General features: G+C 55.4%; 14 protein-coding genes. 13 read left to right on the top strand and 1 reads right to left on the bottom strand.

Annotation, left to right across the window (positions count from 1 at the left end; all coding sequences use genetic code 11):
• The first annotated feature begins 14 nt into the window (after positions 1-14).
• The 9 genes from ACOQPM_RS24620 (at position 15) to ACOQPM_RS24580 (ending at position 10635) form a co-directional block, all read left to right on the top strand.
• On the top strand, positions 15-1562 hold the full coding sequence (locus tag ACOQPM_RS24620; RefSeq protein WP_420631044.1) for a B12-binding domain-containing radical SAM protein: 1548 nt from the start codon (positions 15-17) through the stop codon (positions 1560-1562).
• Between the two features lie 105 nt (positions 1563-1667).
• Positions 1668-2477, top strand: coding sequence for a class I SAM-dependent methyltransferase (locus ACOQPM_RS24615; protein ID WP_420631043.1), 810 nt, complete (start codon positions 1668-1670; stop codon positions 2475-2477).
• The gene (locus tag ACOQPM_RS24610; RefSeq protein ID WP_420631042.1) at positions 2461-4596 is read left to right on the top strand and encodes a methyltransferase domain-containing protein; all 2136 of its coding nucleotides are present in this window, start codon (positions 2461-2463) and stop codon (positions 4594-4596) included. The genes ACOQPM_RS24615 and ACOQPM_RS24610 overlap by 17 nt, the downstream gene beginning before the upstream one ends.
• Before the next feature lie 116 nt (positions 4597-4712).
• Positions 4713-5477 (top strand): nucleoside phosphorylase, encoded by a 765-nt coding sequence (locus ACOQPM_RS24605; protein ID WP_420631041.1) that lies wholly within the window; start codon positions 4713-4715, stop codon positions 5475-5477.
• The gene (locus tag ACOQPM_RS24600) at positions 5474-6613 is read left to right on the top strand and encodes a hypothetical protein (RefSeq protein ID WP_420631040.1); all 1140 of its coding nucleotides are present in this window, start codon (positions 5474-5476) and stop codon (positions 6611-6613) included. The genes ACOQPM_RS24605 and ACOQPM_RS24600 overlap by 4 nt, the downstream gene beginning before the upstream one ends.
• Positions 6614-6688: 75 nt before the next feature.
• On the top strand, positions 6689-7609 hold the full coding sequence (locus ACOQPM_RS24595; protein ID WP_420631039.1) for an NUDIX hydrolase: 921 nt from the start codon (positions 6689-6691) through the stop codon (positions 7607-7609).
• A 1-nt stretch (position 7610) separates the two neighbouring features.
• Complete coding sequence (locus tag ACOQPM_RS24590; RefSeq protein WP_420631038.1) at positions 7611-8252, top strand: DUF3267 domain-containing protein; 642 nt, start codon at positions 7611-7613, stop codon at positions 8250-8252.
• A 127-nt stretch (positions 8253-8379) separates the two neighbouring features.
• Positions 8380-9309 (top strand): NUDIX domain-containing protein, encoded by a 930-nt coding sequence (locus tag ACOQPM_RS24585; protein ID WP_420631037.1) that lies wholly within the window; start codon positions 8380-8382, stop codon positions 9307-9309.
• Positions 9310-9495: 186 nt separating this feature from the next.
• A complete protein-coding gene (locus tag ACOQPM_RS24580; RefSeq protein ID WP_420631036.1) occupies positions 9496-10635 on the top strand; it encodes a tetratricopeptide repeat protein in 1140 nt (379 codons plus the stop codon).
• 87 nt (positions 10636-10722) lie between these two features.
• On the opposite strand, the gene ACOQPM_RS24575 is transcribed toward ACOQPM_RS24580, so the two are convergent.
• Positions 10723-12342, bottom strand: a complete 1620-nt coding sequence (locus ACOQPM_RS24575) for a choice-of-anchor Q domain-containing protein (RefSeq protein WP_420631035.1) — start codon at positions 12340-12342, stop codon at positions 10723-10725.
• 110 nt (positions 12343-12452) lie between these two features.
• Between ACOQPM_RS24575 and ACOQPM_RS24570 the strand changes: the two genes are divergently transcribed.
• The 4 genes from ACOQPM_RS24570 (at position 12453) to ACOQPM_RS24555 (ending at position 16844) form a co-directional block, all read left to right on the top strand.
• Positions 12453-13850 (top strand): serine hydrolase, encoded by a 1398-nt coding sequence (locus tag ACOQPM_RS24570; protein ID WP_420631034.1) that lies wholly within the window; start codon positions 12453-12455, stop codon positions 13848-13850.
• A gap of 243 nt (positions 13851-14093) precedes the next feature.
• On the top strand, positions 14094-14900 hold the full coding sequence (locus tag ACOQPM_RS24565) for a mechanosensitive ion channel family protein (protein ID WP_420631033.1): 807 nt from the start codon (positions 14094-14096) through the stop codon (positions 14898-14900).
• A gap of 6 nt (positions 14901-14906) precedes the next feature.
• A complete protein-coding gene (locus ACOQPM_RS24560; protein ID WP_420631032.1) occupies positions 14907-16079 on the top strand; it encodes an MFS transporter in 1173 nt (390 codons plus the stop codon).
• A 24-nt stretch (positions 16080-16103) separates the two neighbouring features.
• Complete coding sequence (locus tag ACOQPM_RS24555) at positions 16104-16844, top strand: class I SAM-dependent methyltransferase (RefSeq protein WP_420631031.1); 741 nt, start codon at positions 16104-16106, stop codon at positions 16842-16844.
• The last annotated feature ends 48 nt before the right edge of the window (positions 16845-16892 follow it).

Raw genomic sequence — 16892 nt, 5'->3', positions numbered from 1 at the left:
CGTGATATTTCAAGATGAGCGATATTCTTTTTGGTCAATCCTACTACCTGAAATTTGATCCCAAGCTGTGGCAGGCGATGCAACCGTACCCGCCGTTGGGGACGCTCATCGCGGCCAGCGTCGCCCGTGAGCAAGGGTACAGCGTGGCACTTTTTGATGCGATGCTCGCCGACTCTCCAGTAGAGTGGCAGGTGGCGTTGCAGCAGCACCAGCCGCGCTTTGCCGTCATTTACGAAGACAGCTTCAACTACCTTTCTAAAATGTGTCTGCTGGCCATGCGCGAGGCAGCTTTTGCCATGATCGAAATGGCCAAAGCGGCGGGCTGCACCGTCATTTTGTGCGGTTCCGACGCCACCGACCACGCCACATCTTATTTGCAAAAAGGGGCCAATTTTGTGCTGCTGGGCGAAGGGGAAGAGACGATGGTAGAGCTTTTGGCGGTGCTAGACGGCCGTTCCACCACCCCCTTCTCACAAATTACGGGGCTGGCTTATGGGGAAAACAGCCGTATCCAGCAAAACCCTCGCCGCCCCGTCCTCACCCAGATAGACGACCTGCCCCGCCCCGCTTGGGATTTGGTAGACGTGGAAAAGTATCGTCAACTTTGGCTAGCGCGACACGGCTACTACTCGATGAACATGGTCACCACGCGCGGCTGCCCCTACCATTGCAACTGGTGCGCCAAACCCATTTGGGGGCAGCGGTACAACGCCCGCTCGCCCCAAGCCGTCGCCGCCGAAATGCGCTGGCTGCAAGAGACCCACCAACCCGACCACATCTGGTTTGCCGACGATATCATGGGGCTAAAACCGGGCTGGTGGCCTGAATTTGCTGCCGAAGTACAGGCGCGGGGTGTTCATCTACCCTTCAAATGCCTCAGTCGCGCCGATTTAATTGTGCGCCAGCCCGACAATGTGCAAGCCCTCAAGCAAGCCAACTGCGACATCATCTGGCTGGGCGCGGAATCTGGCTCGCAGCGCATTTTGGACGCAATGGAGAAGGGAACCACAGTTGAGCAAATTCGGGAAGCGACGCAAAAGCTGCAGGCGGCAGGCGTGAAGGTGGGCTTCTTCCTCCAATTTGGTTACGTGGGCGAGACGTGGCAAGACATTCAAAAAACGCTCCAGCTCGTGCGCGACTGTCTGCCAGACGATATTGGCATCTCGGTTTCGTACCCCCTGCCCGGCACGCGGTTCCACGAGCGGGTGGCCACGCAGCTTGGCACACAGAAAAACTGGGTCGATTCGGCCGATTTAGCAATGATGTACCAGGGAACGTACACGACGCAATTTTACCGGCAGTTGCATACGGCCGTTCACCTGGAATTTCGGGCGCGGCGAAGCTGGTTAAAGTTGCGCTCCCTGCTCACACAGCCCAGCCAGTGGCGCGGCTCGCACCTGTACGAAATGGCGGCGATTGCCTACCGCTGGCTGCGCCTGCCGCTGGCACGCTGGCGGCTCCGTCGCCTCCGCAAAGTCAGCCAATCCGATGCCACGCTACTCCCCCACATGCCGCTGGCACAATCTGCCCAGCCATCCCCCCAGCCAGAGGAAAACTCATGAATGCGGACGCAACACCAGCAATGAAAATCGTATTGCGTGTTGCGTATTGCGTAGGTGACGAAATACGGAATACGCAATACGCACTACTTACGCAGGAGAATTGCGATGGATGATCAGCAATTTTCGCAGGTGGCAGCGGCATTTTCACACAAAGCGGCCGTTTATGATCAGTTTGGGGTGGATCATGCCAATCTGACCCGAATGCGCGAAAAAGTGTATGCTCAGCTCGCTCGCTGGACACCCGCCGGCACCCACATATTGGAGCTAAACGCAGGCACCGGCCTGGACGCGGTGGCGCTTATCGAGCGGGGCTATCGGGTTCATGCCACCGACATCGCACCGGGCATGGTCGCCGAAATTAGCTGCAAGCGGACTGCGTTGGGGCTTGGGGATCGTTTAACCGTTCAGCAAGGCTCGTTTACGGAGCTGAATCGCCTGGAAGGTGGGCCGTATGATGCTATCTTTTCTAATTTTGGTGGGTTGAACTGTGTGGCGGAGTTAACGGCCGTTACCCAACATCTGCCCCGCGTACTCAAGCCCGGGGGCGTGCTCACCTGGGTCATCATGCCGCCCATTTGCCCGTGGGAGCTGCTGCGGTTTGCCAAAGATTGGCGCGTGGCCACCCGGCGGCTGCGGCGCGGCGGCGTTACTGCCAAAGTGGAAGGCGTCACCTTCCAAACTTATTATTTCACGCCCCGGCAGGTGCAAAAAGCGTTGGGAGATGCGTTCCAAACGCTGGAATTGAGCAGCTTGTCACTTCTCACGCCTCCAGCAGACAACGATCAATTTGCCCACAACCATCCCCAGCTTTTTCACTGGTTAGCCAAGCTAGACAACCGCGTTTGCCGCTGGCCCGTGTTGAACCGAATGGGCGATTTCTTCATTTTATCTGCTAAATATGAACCAACAGCCTAATCAGCCATTGCCTTTTGTTTGCCCAGTTTGCCGGGGGGAGTTGACACTCTGCGCGGAAAACCGTCTGGAATGCGAGGCAGATGGGCTGGCATTTACCCGTGAGGCGGGCATTTGGCGGTTTTTGCCGCCGGAGCGGGTGGCTGCGCTGGCGCAGTTTCGGCAGGAGTATGAGACGGTTCGCAAGCAGGAAGGGCGCGGCAGCAGTGATTCGGCATTTTACCGGGCGCTGCCCTTTGTTGATGAGGCTGGCTGGGCAGTGCGGGCGCGTAGTTTTGAGGCACTGTTGGCAAGGGTGATACGGCCGTTCACTCAACAACAAAATCGCTCTCTGGACATCCTCGATTTGGGCGCAGGCAACAGCTGGCTCTCCAATCGTTTGGTGGCAGAGGGGCATGAGGTAACGGCAGTTGACCTGGGCGTGAACATGCGCGACGGGCTGGGCGCAAACCGCCATTACCAAACCAAGTTTACCGCCGTGCAGTCAGAATTTGACCATCTGCCGCTCGACGACGCACAGGTTGATTTGGTGATTTTTAACGCCGCGTTTCATTACTCGGTAAATTATGAGCAGACGCTGCAAGAGGCAACACGGGTGCTGCGCCCTGACGGATTGGTGGTGGTGATGGATACGGCCGTTTACCAACACCCAGCCAGCGGCCAGCAAATGGTCGCCGAGCGGGAAGCGGCTTTCACCCAAAAATATGGCTTCGCCTCCAACGCCCTGCCCAGCGAAAACTTCCTCACGCCAGCACGGCTAGAGGCGCTGGCTAGCACACTCCAACTGCGCTCGCGGCGCATCGAGACGGTTCCCGCCTGGCGACGCTGGGCGCGGCAGCTAAAAGTGTACCTGCGCCAGCAGCGGGAACCCGCCCAGTTTCCACTGATTCTATTTTCCCGCGCCTCGGCTGATTCCGGGCAGACGCTGCGGCAGGTTGGGCGCAATTCGCTGTGGCTGTGGCTGGCGCGAGTGGGGCAACAAGGGATTGGACTGCTCTTTTTAGCACTGGTGGCGCGGCAGCTTGGCGATGTTGGTTTAGGGCAGTTGAGTTGGGTGATGGCGGTACTTTACATCGGCAACGTCTTTAGCACCTTTGGCCTAGACACGGTGCTGCTGCGCCAAATTGGGGCGGCGCGACGAACAGATACGATTCCCCTGGCTAGCGTGCTGGCGCTGGAGCTGCTTTTGGTCGGCATTTTTATGCTGGGCTTGTGGCTTGTTCCATTTTCTGGGCAAACGGCCGTAACGGTGGCGGGCTTGCGGCTGTACGGCTGGGCGCTGCTGCCGCTGGCCTGGCTGACGGTGAGCAACGCTGCCCTACGCGCCTACGAGCAGATGGGCTGGCTGGCCATTTTGACGCTGGGCACCGCGCTTTTACAGTTGGGGGGAACGGCCGTTCTCTTTGCGTTTGGCGTCGGTTTTGCAGGCTTGATTGGTTGGTTGGTAGCGGTGCAAATCATCTCTGCCGGAGTAAGTTGGTGGAGCTGTCGTCAAGTGCTGCCCAATTTTGGCCTCAGTTGGCCACTGCTGCGGCTAGCGGAGATGCGAAAGTTGGCGACTGTAGGCTTGTGGCTGGCGTTATTGATGGTGACGGCCGTTCTGCTCCAGCGCATCGGCATTTTGCTGGTGGGCTGGCAGGGCACAATGGCGCAAACCGGGCAGATGGCGGCGGCTCTACGCCTGGTGGAGGCGGCGCGGCTGCTGCCAGCGGCGGTGATGGGCGCGGTCTTCCCCATGCTGGCTCGCCAGCAAACCGCTGTGGATGGGCGTGTGCGCTGGGGACTGGTAATGTATGGTTTGCTGGCTGCCATTTTGCTAACCTTGCTGGCATGTCCTCTCATTTTTTTGCTCTTTGGGGATGGCTATGAAACGGCCGTTCTTCCGCTACAGTTGCTGGCCTGGGGATTGATTCCCTTTGCGCTGTCGCAACCGCTGGCGGTAGAACTAATCGTGGCCGGGGCAGAAAAGCGGGTGCTGGCAGGCACTTTTTTATCGCTGGTAGGAACGGCCGTCATCTGTACGGCCGCTTTTCGGTGGCAAGGATTGAACGGATTGTCCGTGGGGCTAGTTGTTGGTGAATGGCTGCTGGTAATCGCCCTTTGGACACTGTTTGAAAAATGAAAACAATGACTTTACAAGATAAACGCCTTCTGTAGGGGCGGACCCCCGTGTGCGCCCACATTGGGCAGACACGGGGGTCCGCCCCTACCAATTGTCGTAAATCAAGAGTAAGGAAAATGAGCTACCCAAATTATCCCATTGATTTTGATGCATCGCCGATTTTGACGGCCGCATTGCGCCTGCAAAACCAAAAGCTACCCTCTGCCCCGACGTGGCTCATCTTTTGCCCACAGGCCAGCTTGCTCAAACACGCCGTGAAGCGGTGGCGGGGCAAGCCAGTGGCGGGCTTTTTTGGGGAAACCTACCTGCTGGCAAAAAGCAAAAATCGGGTGGCCGTTGCCGGAAAATTTGGCGTGGGCGCACCCGTTGTGGCCGTTTTAGTGGAAGAGTTTGCCGTTTGGGGCGCAGCCAACTTTGTGCTGCTGGGCGTGGCGGGTGGCTTGCAGCCAACTTTGCAAACGGGGGATTTGGTTTTGGCAGATACGGCCGTTCGTGACGAAGGCACCTCGCACCATTACCTGCCGCCCGCAAAAACGGTAGCCGCATCCACAAAGTTATCAGCCAAGCTAGAAACAGCCGTTCACACCGCCGAGCTTTCTTGCCACACCGGCACCACCTGGACAACCGACGCACTTTATCGGGAAACGGCCGTTGCCGTGCAGCATTATCAAAAAATCGGTGTCCAAACCGTGGAGATGGAAGCCGCAGCCCTGTTTGCTGTAGCGCAGCATTGCCAGGTTGAAGCGTCAGCATTGCTGGCCGTGAGCGATTCGTTAGCGCACGGCGTTTGGCAGCCCGCGAAAGAACCGCACGTTGCCACCATTCAGCTCATTCGTGCCTTTGACGCGATAGTGCAGACGGCGACGGAGGCAGGTGAATGAAGCCAGCCATCGTGGTTGTAGCCTACAATCGCCCGGCGTCGCTGCAACGCCTGCTGGGGTCGCTTGCTGCCATCCGCGCCGCAGACGACGTGCCGCTCGTCATTTCCATTGATGCGGGCGGGGCGCAGTTTGAGGCGGTGTTAGCAGTAGCTAGGCAGTTTAATTGGCCGTTTGGTGAAAAGCGCGTGGTGGTACAGAAACGGCCGTTGGGTCTCATCAAGCACGTATTTGCCTGTGGCGATTGGGTGGATGAGTTTGGGAGCATCCTCCTGCTGGAAGACGATCTGGTCGTGTCGCCAATGGCCTACCGCTACGCCACCGACGCGCTCACCTTCTATGCAGATGATCCCCGAATTGCCGGCATTTCCCTCAACGCCCTCTGGTTTCACGGCATTACCCATGAGCCATTTACGCCGTTTTTGGATAATGGGGACGTATTTTTCATGCAGGTCGCCTGGTTTCAGGGGCAGGCATACACGCAAAAGCAGTGGGCAGCGTTTCGGGATTGGCGAGAAACGGCCGTCACCCAGGTTTTGCCTACAGACCCCATGCACGAACTTTTCCAAACCTTTCCGCCAACCGACTGGTTTCCCCTCAAAACCAAATATCTGGTAAACAATGAGCGTTTTTACGTGTTCCCCCGCGAATCATTGAGTACGAATCATGGCGACAGTGGCACCCACGTACGCGGCACCTCTTTTTTTCAGGTGCCGCTGCAAACGTGCCGCGGCAACTTTCGCCTGCAATCTTTAGATGAATCGGTAGCTGTTTATGATTCATTTCAGGAGATGCTGCCCCAAAACGTGAAGCGATTGGCGGATCAGCTTGCGGCCTACGACTTCACGGTGGATTTACACGGTACGCGCTCTTTGGGCAACATTCCCACCGAGTTTGTGTTAACCACGCAAGCGATGCAAAATCCAATAATGACGTTTGGGCTGGAGTTACGGCCGTTGCTGGCTAACGTCATTCACAACCAACCAGGGTCAGGCTTTAGCTTTGGCCGCACAGACGAGATTGATCGTCGCTGGCCAGCCCGCTGGCGAGCCGCCAGTCGGTATCACAACTACTTTGTCCGCCGCAAAATCGGCCGTTGGCGGCGGTTCAAATGGTGGCTAGGCAACCATTTTCTGTAGGGGCAGACCCCCGTGTCTGCCCAGATTGGGCGCACACGGGGGTGCGTCCCTACCGTTACATTTTCGGAGCAAATTATGCGAATGACCGCCAGCAGCATCGTCACCAACAGCGCCGGAGAGCTGCTGATGATTCAGCGGCACGACATTCGCACCTTTGACGTGCCGGGCGGCGGTTTAGACCTAGGTGAGCTGCCTACCGAAGCGGCCGTTCGGGAAACATTCGAGGAGACTGGATTGCGGGTACGGCCGTCCCAACTGCTGGGCATCTACCATTGGCCTAATGAACCGAATGCGTACCTCTCCTTTTACTTTCGCTGCGAACTGGTTGGGGGGACGATACGGCCGTCTGAAGAATCCCCCACCGTTGCCTTTTTTGCCCCAGACAAGCTGCCCCGCCCCATCTTGCCCATGCACCAGCAGCGGATTCAACATAGCCTGAACCACCGCAGCCACCAACCACTCATACTCACCCAACCCATGACGATTATCCAAAAAGCGGGCAAAAAAGTGCTAGGGCGCATCTTGTTTCCCATTCAGCGTTGGCAAAGGCGGCGCAGCGGACAACCACTCTGGCCAGAGCCGCCAAGCTGGCGCATGGGGGCGTTTACCATTATTCGCAACGCGGCGGGCGCGGCGCTGTGGATCAAGCGCACCGACAGGGACTTATGGAATTTGCCGGGTGGTGGTGCTGAAAATGAGGAGCCTCCCTGGGAAACTGCCATGCGTGAAACGCTCGAAGAAACTGGCTGCCAAGTCAAATTGTTCGATCTCACCAGCATCAACAGCTACACAAACGAAGCCAATCTCGTCTTCAACTATACCGCCGAAATTGTGAGTGGGCAGCTCACCCCCGGCCCCGAAGCGGCCGACTTTGCCTGGTTCCAACCAGGTGAAGAACCACCCAACAGCCTTCCCCAGCACCGCGAGCGGGTTGCAGATGCCTGCGCGGCCTCGCCAAACGTGATTTTTAGGAAGCAAGACGGTCGTATTCGCTAACATGTCTCAACCAACGCCCACACCTCCGCCCGGTTACGCTTATGCACGGCCGCTTTTTGCCAATTGGGATTTGCTAGAAAAATATCCGCAGTGGTTGCTACTCATTTACGCCAATTTTGTGGCGCTGTTACCGCTGGGCGGTGGCGTACTGCTGCTCTGGCTGCCATACCAGGTTTACCGCTTCAACAGCTCACCGTTGGCCCTATGGCCCACGCTAACGCTGCCGCTGGGCTGGAAAATCGTTCTTGGGGTGTTGATTTTGGGTGGCTCTATGCTGCTGCATGAGTGGCTGCACGGCCTGACTTTGCAGCTTTTTGGGCATAAACCCCACTACGCTTTCCTCAAGCTGTACTTGGTGGCAACCATCCAAAAAGGGAGCTTCCTCACCCGACGGCAATATTTGGTGATGACGCTCACTCCCGTCATTTCGATGACGCTTGTGGGAGGTGTGCTGTTGCTTTTTTTGCCGCCCGCTATTGCTCTACTGCTGCTCATTGCCCTGCTGGTGAATACGGCCGCTTCCATCGGCGACATCATAGTGGCGTGGCGCGTTTTTCAAAGCCCGCCAGATGCAATGTTCAGCGATGACCACGGCATCCAGCTATTTTTGCCAGCCAGCCAAACCAATCCCAACGCGCTATAATCTCCAAAATGGGATGGCTAAAAACAACGGATAATGCGAATGGACGAATTTCTTAATGCAAATTCGTTTGATTCGCTTATTCGTGATTTGAAAATTCCGAAATATCTCTAAAACACAGGATTTGTAGATGAACATTGGCACCAATGGCATCGTGGTTGACCAGCATGGCAACGTGCTGCTCATCAAACGAAACGATACGCGCACCTATGCCCCGCCCGGCGGCGGCGTGGATGCTGGCGAACACCTCCCAGACGCAGCCGCTCGTGAAGTGCGCGAGGAAACAGGCTTGATTGTGCTGCCTGTGCGCCTGGCTGCCGTCACCTTCTTGCCCCTGCCGCCAACGGGATATTTGGGCTTTGCCTTCCGCTGCCTGCTGCGCGGCGGCGAGATTACCACCTCGGAAGAGTCGCCTGTGGTGGGCTTCTTTAGCAGCAATCCGCTGCCCCGCCGGATGAGCAGCTTTCACCGGGAGCGCGTTGGCAAAACGCTGAACCATGCCGAGGAACGGCCGTTATTCTTCAAACATTCCGTCTCGACCTTCAACAAAGCCTCCCTGTTTGTGCTCCGCAACGTTATTTACCGCTGGATGGACGTAAAGCGCGCTTGGCAGGGGAAGCCACCGTATCAAGCCCCGCCTACCTGGGATGTTCATACGTATCTTCTCGTGCAAAATGAGGCTGGTGCCTATCTGTGGCATCGGCCAGATGAGCAATCTACTTGGCAGCTACCGGGTGGGCAAACGGCTGGGTTAATGGCGCCGTGGGAAACGGCCGTACAGTTCGCACAGCAACAAACCGGCCTTCATCTACGACCTCAGCAGCTTTGCGATGTCTTTCTTGGCCCAGATACGACGCGGCTGACGCTTGTTTTTCTGGCAGCGCCGGCCCTGAGCGCAGCCGAAGTGGCCGCACATTCTCCCCCAAGCTCATCCAATCTGTGCTGGATTGCGCCCGGCAACAAACCATCAAACTGTGCGCCTTACCAGCAGCAGATGACCAACCTGGCGACCGTCGTTTCACAGCCTACCCAATTCCACAAGCTAGAAGAAAATGGCTGATATTGGCTAACAAATGGAATCCGGAATGTAAGACGTGGTTTAAGGATTTTAACCTACGCTAAATTTAGAACGAGAAAGAATAATCAGATGGATAAACAGTCAGTTCAAATTACCATCTGGCCGCATCCGCACAAAGCAGCAAGCATTACCGGGGAGACCAGTCAATCAAAATTGGCAATATACATCATGAAAGAAATACACACTGAACCCACCAATACCCACCCAGAAACGGCCGTTTCGTCCGCAACAGTTACAGAGGAGCAACTCGCAGCTTTGTTCAATCATGGGTGGAGGCATCTCATTAACCAACAATGGCGCAAGGCCGAGGCCATCTTTGCCAAAATAGAGTCCTTCAACTCGCATTATGAGCAGGATGGAATGCGTGCCGCTGCGCTGCGGCGTAAAGCGCAGTATGAACGCATTGCCAACTCAGCTCTGGAAACTGGCGAATTGGAGGCCGCTCTGATTGCCTTCAAGAAAGCAGATGATTTTGAACACGCCAAAGAAGTTCACCAGCTTCTAACCATTCAGGAACTGGAAGCAAAAGCGGAAAAAGCAACGGCCGTTGGTAGCTACCAAGAAGCTGCCTGGATTTACGACCATCTGCTAAATGATTTTCCGAACCACGAACGAGAGACGACCTGGCAAATCAAGAAAGATAGCTGCTGGGAAGCAGAACTGCTGCCGTTCTTTTTGCTGGGGGTGCAGGCGCTAGACAAAAAGCAGTGGCGCACGGCTTACAAGGCATTTGCCCAGGTGCTGCTGGTAGACCCGTACTTCCGCAAAGACGGCCGTTCTGCCACCGCGTTATCTGAAATTGCCCGGAAAGAAGTGATTCTGCTAGCAGACCAACTGCTGCGCCAGGGGCAACTTAAAGAAGCGCTCGACGCTTACCGGGAAATTGGCCACACGGCCCGCATTGAAAATGTGGATGAGTTTTTGCGGCTGCGCCACCGTGAGGAACAAACGGCCCAACAGCTAGAAGCGGAAGGGAAATGGCAAGAGGCCGTCACAAAATATAACTACCTGGCGACGCTTTATTATAACGAAAACGGCCGTACCCAATGGCAGGAAGCCGCTCGCCGCTGCCACGAGAACCACAAAGTAAGCACGCTGTACAGGCAAGGGTTAGCTGCTTTTAACGACAAGCGGTGGCAAGAGGCGGTACGGCTGTTTGGGGAATTGCTGGCGCTCCGTTCAGATTATCAACCTGGGGAAGAACCGGTGCGTAAACTGTACCGCGCCGCCCGCTGGCGCAGCATAGCCAGCCATTTCGTCTCTCGACCAAACACCCCGTCCCCAAAAATTAGTACGGGCAATTTGTAAAAAATGCCCTCCCCTAGCCCCTCCCGATGAGAGGGGAGTCAGTTTCCTCCCCTTCTGGGGGAGGATTAAGAAGGGGGTATCTTCTCGTTACGGCCGTATCACAAACGGCAAATAGATCGCCTCGCTCGCCTCACTAAATTCGTAAGCACCTCTGTCACATTCCACGCCTGCTGGGCGGGTAACGCCCCGCTGATCCACTGCCGGGCAGCCGTTGCCGCTGTCAATGGCGGGTGACCCTAGCAACAGGGCGTGGGTAAGGCTGCTGCCCCCGTTATCTTGCAGCGACCCTAGTTGCGGGCTGGCATTCACTAAATCGGCCGTGCCACCCAGCCCGCAGCTACTGTCGCTGGCAATGTTGTAGCCATTGGAGCCAACGGTGCCGCTACAATCTATGCCAGAGCTATTGATGATGCTGTTTTTGAAGGCGAGGGTTCCCCCGGCCACAGAAACCGACTGCCCCGCGCCCACAACCGAGGAATTGTTGTTCAATGTCACATTATTTAGCTCGGTGCTGGCAATGCCTGCATTACGAATGCCGCCCCCGCTGCCGGTTGTGCTGTTGCCGCTGAGGGTGCTGTTGGTAATGATAAAACTGTTATCACCCAGCGAAACGTTGTGGATAATGCCACCTCCGCTGCCGGTTGCACTGTTGCTGTAAACGGCCGTTTGTTCCACCACCACATCTCCAGATTCCGAGCTAAGGCCCCCGCCGCCGCCAGAACCGGCTTCATTGTCGTAAATGTTGCTGGTTTGCACCGTCAGGTTGAGCGAGTTGTGGATGCCGCCCCCGCGCGTATCGGCCATGTTGCTGTAAATGTCGCTGCCGCTGATTGTGAGCGTACCGCCATTGGACACCCCCGCCCCGTTCGGCGCATCATTGTTACGTACCGTGCTGTTGGTTAAGGTCATCATGCCCAAATTCTCAATGCCGCCCCCGGCACTGGGGTCAGATGGGTTATCGGCAGCACTGTTGCCGTAAACCTCAATATTGGTTGCCGACAGCGTGCCCGGGATTGCATTTGCCATGCCGCCGCCAAACTGGGCACTGTTGCCGTGGATGGTACTGTTGGTCATTGTCATGGTGCTCTGGTTGTAAATGCCACCCCCGGCACAATCTTCACAAACTGAGACCATGCCCACGATGTCATCAGCCACGTTGTTACGCACAGTGACATCATCCAAAATCATCACATCGTTATTGGTGATACCTGCGCCGAACGGTGCCATATTTTCTTCTACAATCACGTCGGTCAGGGTCACCTGCCCTGCTTCGTTCAGAACACCGCCCCCTTCCATCGTGGCGTCGCCGTTGCGAATGGTTAGGCTAGCGATTGAAACGGTTGGATCACTGTGGATGAGGACGGCCGTATCCGTCACCTGTCCATCAATAACGGTGATGCCTGTTCCAGCACCGACCAAAGTGATGGCCCGCGTAATCTCCACATTCTCAAAAAAGATTTCCCCAGCGAGCTGGAGCGTTGTCCCCACGGTGGCATCATCATCCAACGCAGCCTGAATGCTGCCATAATCGCAAGTTGGCGGTCCAGCATTACAAATATCTGGCCCGCCAGCTTGGGCACGTCCATAAAAAAGAATGCCCGCAATCAACAACAGCGGCAAAAATAATGGTAAGAAGAGGCTTGAAAGTCGCTTGGTCATCTGAAATTCCTTTACAAAGTAAGATTCGTCGCCCCCTAATTTTATCATGCTGCCTGTCCACTGGCCTTACTGTCGGATTAAAAGATGACGGCCGTTCTAGGTGGTTATGGCCGTTGCCGCTACAATCCCACGCCATGTGGCACCGAGGTATCAAATTCATGCTCATCTTCATCCTGCTGTTAGGGTTGGTGGTTGGTTGTGAACGGCCGTCTGCTGAAAACAGCCCCTCACTAGCGAGGGTTGAAAGTAATCTGGCCACAACCGCAATACCGCCCCCCACCCCGACCCTAGCTAACACCGCTTCTGCAACCCTGGCTCCGCTGGCAGTGGCCACTGGCACACCCACACCATTCCCAACAGCAACCGCCTTCTTTACCGGAGAACCAGTGACACCGTGCGGCCAGCACCTCTCGCTGCTCCCGCAAAATAGTGTGCCGACCATTACCCAACTGGCACCAGACCCGGCTGCGTTAGCCGCACTGCTGGCGGAACTACCAGAAGCGGCACGCCCCGCCTGGGAACAGCTAATCGCCAATCCGGGCAGCGTGGGGCTGGTAGCCTACCGCGTGGGGGATGAAGCCAACGGCATTTACCACAATGCCGACATGCAAATGCCCCTCGCCTCGGTAGTGAAGATTGTGCACCTGGTTGCTTATGCCGAAGCGGTGGGCGCAGGCCAGCTAGACCCCACCAGCTACGTCACCCTGGCAACGCTGGAACGGTACTATCTGCCTGGCTATGATTTGGGGTCGCATAACCGTGCCGTGGCTGAACTGGCAGAAAATGGTCTGCTGCTGCCCAATCCAGACCGCCTGCGCCTAGAGGACGTACCCTGGATGATGATGCGTCACAGCGCCAACGCGGCCACCGATTATTTGCACATGCTTTTGGGGCAGAGGGTGATTGAGGAAACGGCCGTAACCCTCAACCTCACCCAGCAAACCGCCCCCTGCACTTTTTTGGGGCAGTTCATGGCCATGAGCAACCAAACCCGTCAGGGCAGCAGTGACCGCCCGGCCATTCAAGCCTATCTAGACAATCCAGCCAGCTACAGCCTTGAAGTGGTTCAATTAGCAGAGATATATGTCACTGAGGCCAGCTTTCGTGAAGCTGAACAGATGTGGCACCAGGAGGAGAGACGGCCGTCTCCACAAGATCAACGCTACTTTAGCCACGCTCTCAGCGCCCACGGCACGCCACGCGAATATGCGGCACTTATGGCCCGGATTGCCCAAAACGGCCTCACCAACGCAGAAAGCAGCTTTTTAGCCCGCCGCTACCTGGAATGGCCCATGATCTTCCCCGCCAACCAGGAACGATTTAGCAACCTCGGCTACAAAAATGGCTCTTTGCCCGGCATTCTCAACACCGCCTACTACGCCTACCCCCTCGGAGAAGTCACACCAACGGTCGTCATTCTTTTCTTCCAGGATTTGCCTGGCAGCACGTACCGAACCTGGCGCAACAGCCTGGCCCACGATGAATTTGCCCGCTGGCTGCTGGATAACCCCGACAGCCTGGCCTTGCTTAAAGCAACGCTCACGCCAATCCCTTAATTTTTCGCAACGATTGTTCCAGGCACTCTATGAACTCATCCACAATGCCTTAACGTTTACTCAGGCTCCCCTCCACCAAATTCTTCCATCCCAGCGTTGTCATCTGAGCCAATTTCACTATAGTTAACGACGGTTGCAAATCACAATTTCGTAGCTCGATTTTTAACAAAATACGTTTTGTGATTTACATGAAATAAATTTTGCCCGGAATCCTCTTCTAGGTGCAACGAAAAGGAAGAAAACATGGACATCGTTGAACAAATTCAAGAACTAATTCTCACCTATGGCCTCAACATTTTAGGTGCCATTGCCATTCTTATTGTTGGTTACTGGCTTGCAGGCGTTATCTCCCGCTGGGTGCAAAAAGCATTGTCCAAATCCAACACAAACGAGGCCCTCCTTCGCTTCTTGGGCAATATCGTTTATTATGCCATTCTCGCCTTTGCTGGCGTGGCTGCCCTGGAGCGCGTTGGAGTACAAACGGCTTCTTTCATTGCCGTGCTGGGTGCAGCCGGGCTTGCCATTGGGCTAGCGTTGCAAGGCGCACTTTCCAACTTTGCCTCTGGCGTCATGATTTTGCTCTTCAAACCATTTGAAATTGGTCATTACGTAGAAATTAACGACACGTTTGGCGAAGTCACCGATATAAAAATCTTTAGCACTATTTTGCTTACCCGCGAAAAGAAAACCGTGATCATTCCCAATGGTCTGATTATTAGCGACAAAATCATCAACTACTCCAAGCAAGGGTATATTCGCGCCGACATGGTATTTGGCATTGGGTACGATGACGATCTGCTAAAAGCCAAGCGCACGTTGGAAGAATTAGTTGCGGCCGATGAACGGGTGTTGGAAACTCCTGCCCCCAGAGTTGCTGTGTTGGAATTAGCAGACAGCAGCGTCAATTTTGCAGTACGGCCGTACGTAAAAATTGAAGATTATTGGGACATTCGGCTAGACATGCCAGAGCGCGTAAAACTCCGCTTTGATGAGGAAGGCATCTCCATTCCCTACCCCCAGCACGATGTGCATCTCTTCCAATCAAACTAACGATTGATGAATAAAAAGGTCACTGCCTACTTTTTTGCCTTCATTGCGCTGGGCATGGCCTCAGCAGCATTGGGGCCGACCTTGCCGGGGTTGGCTGAACAAACCAGCACGCAGCTCAGTGGCATCAGCTTTTTGTTTGCCACTCGCTCATTGGGCTTTTTGGCTGGCTCCATTCTAGCTGGGCGCATTTATGACCGCTTGCCGGGCCACCCGATCCTTATGGTTTTGCTGGTCTCTTTGGGGATTTCTCTACTGCTCGTGCCGCTCATTCCACAGCTTTGGCTGCTTACCATTCTTATGTTTTTGGCAGGCACGGTGGAGTCTGGCATAGATGTGGGCGGCAACACGCTGATGGTGTGGCGGTTTGGCGAAAAGGTCGGCCCGTATATGAACAGCCTGCATTTCTTTTTTGGCGTTGGTGCATTTTTGTCACCCATCATCATTGCCCAAACGATGTTGGTAACGGAAGGCAGCATTCGGCTAGGGTATTGGGTTTTGGCCATCATGGTGTTGCCCGCGCTGTTGCTGTTCATTCGGTTCCCTAGCCCACCTATTCGCACAAGAGATACGGCCGTTCAAGGGCAAATAACCAATCTACCCATCATCGCGTTGGTAGCGGCGTTCATGTTCTTGTACGTGGGGGCAGAAGTAGCGTATGGCGGCTGGGTGTACACCTATGCCATAACGTTAGACCTCAGCACAGAAACGGCCGCTGCTTACCTCACCAGCTTCTTTTGGGGCGCGCTCACGGTTGGGCGGCTCATTTCTATACCACTCACTGCAAAATTTCATCCCAAAACGATGCTTGGTGGTGCGTTGGCTGGCTGCGTGGCCAGTATGCTTATCTTGCTCACTTGGCGCAGCAGCACGGCTGTGCTGTGGGCAGGCACTATCGGATTAGGGTTATCTATGTCGGTGATTTTCCCCACCACGCTTTCCTGGGCAGAACATACCTTGTCACTGAGTGGGAAGATGACCAGCTACTTTTTTGTGGGTGCGTCATTGGGAGCTATGAGCATTCCCTGGTTAATTGGCCAATTATTTGAAAGCGTCGGCGCAAGGGTGACAATGGTTACTATTTTTGTCACGGTGCTGCTGGCGGTGGCCATTTTTGGTTTGCTCGTTTGGCAGGCCCGGCTACACCAGGAAGCAAAAAGCACAAAGTTAATGTTGGAGTAATTGTGTAAGCAAATGGAAGGAACCATGTCCCAAACATTCACCTGGCAGGAATCCGATTCGCAAGATTTTATTGATTACGGCCGTTACTTCGTGCCCCAGCGTGATTACCAATTGCAAACCATTGCTGATCTCATTCCGCAACCAGATGGCGAGGCTGAGTTTCTAGAATTAAGCTGTGGCGAAGGATTGCTTGCCCAAACGCTGCTGCGCCGCTTTCCCAACGTGACGCTACACGGCTACGATCTCTCACCCGCTATGCTGGAACAAGCAGAACACCGTCTGGCGCACTTTGGCAACCGTTTTGTGCCCCGGCAGTTTGATCTAAACCATGCGGAGTGGCGCACGGGCAAACCCACTTTCCATGCCATCGTCAGCTCGCTCACCGTGCATCATCTGGACGGGCCAGACAAGTTGCGTCTGTTCCTAGATTTGTACCCGATGCTCCTGCCCGGCGGCACGCTGGTGATTGCTGATTTGGTTGCGCCAGTGGGCGAATTGGGAACGGCCGTTGCTGCCAAAGCATGGGACGAAGCCGTCCGCCAGCGCAGCCAGCAGCTAGACGGCAACGATGACGGCCTTACCCACTTTAAACGGCTGAAATGGAATCTGTACCGCTACCCGGAAGACCCAGAGGCAGTCGTGGACAAACCAAGCAGCTTGCTAGATCAGCTAAAATGGGTAGAGCAGGCGGGATTTACGGCCGTAGATGTTCACTGGATGCTGGCAGGGCACGTTATTTACAGTGCCATCCGCCCCAAAAATTAAACGTCGTGTCATTGCGAGTGAAACGAGGAATCTTTCATTGTTGTGAGT

Origin of the sequence: Candidatus Leptofilum sp., from assembly GCF_965223525.1 — a bacterium.
Classification (GTDB): domain Bacteria; phylum Chloroflexota; class Anaerolineae; order Promineifilales; family Promineifilaceae; genus Leptofilum.
This window is presented reverse-complemented; position numbering and strand designations above follow the sequence as displayed.

What these genes read in the sequence shown, in the direction of transcription:
- ACOQPM_RS24585 (WP_420631037.1), top strand. Translation starts at nt 8,380, where the DNA reads ATGAACATTGGCACCAATGGCATCGTGGTTGACCAGCATGGCAACGTG.
- ACOQPM_RS24605 (WP_420631041.1), top strand. Translation starts at nt 4,713, where the DNA reads ATGAGCTACCCAAATTATCCCATTGATTTTGATGCATCGCCGATTTTG.
- ACOQPM_RS24590 (WP_420631038.1), top strand. Translation starts at nt 7,611, where the DNA reads ATGTCTCAACCAACGCCCACACCTCCGCCCGGTTACGCTTATGCACGG.
- ACOQPM_RS24610 (WP_420631042.1), top strand. Translation starts at nt 2,461, where the DNA reads ATGAACCAACAGCCTAATCAGCCATTGCCTTTTGTTTGCCCAGTTTGC.
- ACOQPM_RS24575 (WP_420631035.1), bottom strand. Translation starts at nt 12,342, where the DNA reads ATGATAAAATTAGGGGGCGACGAATCTTACTTTGTAAAGGAATTTCAG.
- ACOQPM_RS24565 (WP_420631033.1), top strand. Translation starts at nt 14,094, where the DNA reads ATGGACATCGTTGAACAAATTCAAGAACTAATTCTCACCTATGGCCTC.
- ACOQPM_RS24595 (WP_420631039.1), top strand. Translation starts at nt 6,689, where the DNA reads ATGCGAATGACCGCCAGCAGCATCGTCACCAACAGCGCCGGAGAGCTG.
- ACOQPM_RS24555 (WP_420631031.1), top strand. Translation starts at nt 16,104, where the DNA reads ATGTCCCAAACATTCACCTGGCAGGAATCCGATTCGCAAGATTTTATT.
- ACOQPM_RS24600 (WP_420631040.1), top strand. Translation starts at nt 5,474, where the DNA reads ATGAAGCCAGCCATCGTGGTTGTAGCCTACAATCGCCCGGCGTCGCTG.
- ACOQPM_RS24580 (WP_420631036.1), top strand. Translation starts at nt 9,496, where the DNA reads ATGAAAGAAATACACACTGAACCCACCAATACCCACCCAGAAACGGCC.
- ACOQPM_RS24620 (WP_420631044.1), top strand. Translation starts at nt 15, where the DNA reads ATGAGCGATATTCTTTTTGGTCAATCCTACTACCTGAAATTTGATCCC.
- ACOQPM_RS24615 (WP_420631043.1), top strand. Translation starts at nt 1,668, where the DNA reads ATGGATGATCAGCAATTTTCGCAGGTGGCAGCGGCATTTTCACACAAA.
- ACOQPM_RS24560 (WP_420631032.1), top strand. Translation starts at nt 14,907, where the DNA reads ATGAATAAAAAGGTCACTGCCTACTTTTTTGCCTTCATTGCGCTGGGC.
- ACOQPM_RS24570 (WP_420631034.1), top strand. Translation starts at nt 12,453, where the DNA reads ATGCTCATCTTCATCCTGCTGTTAGGGTTGGTGGTTGGTTGTGAACGG.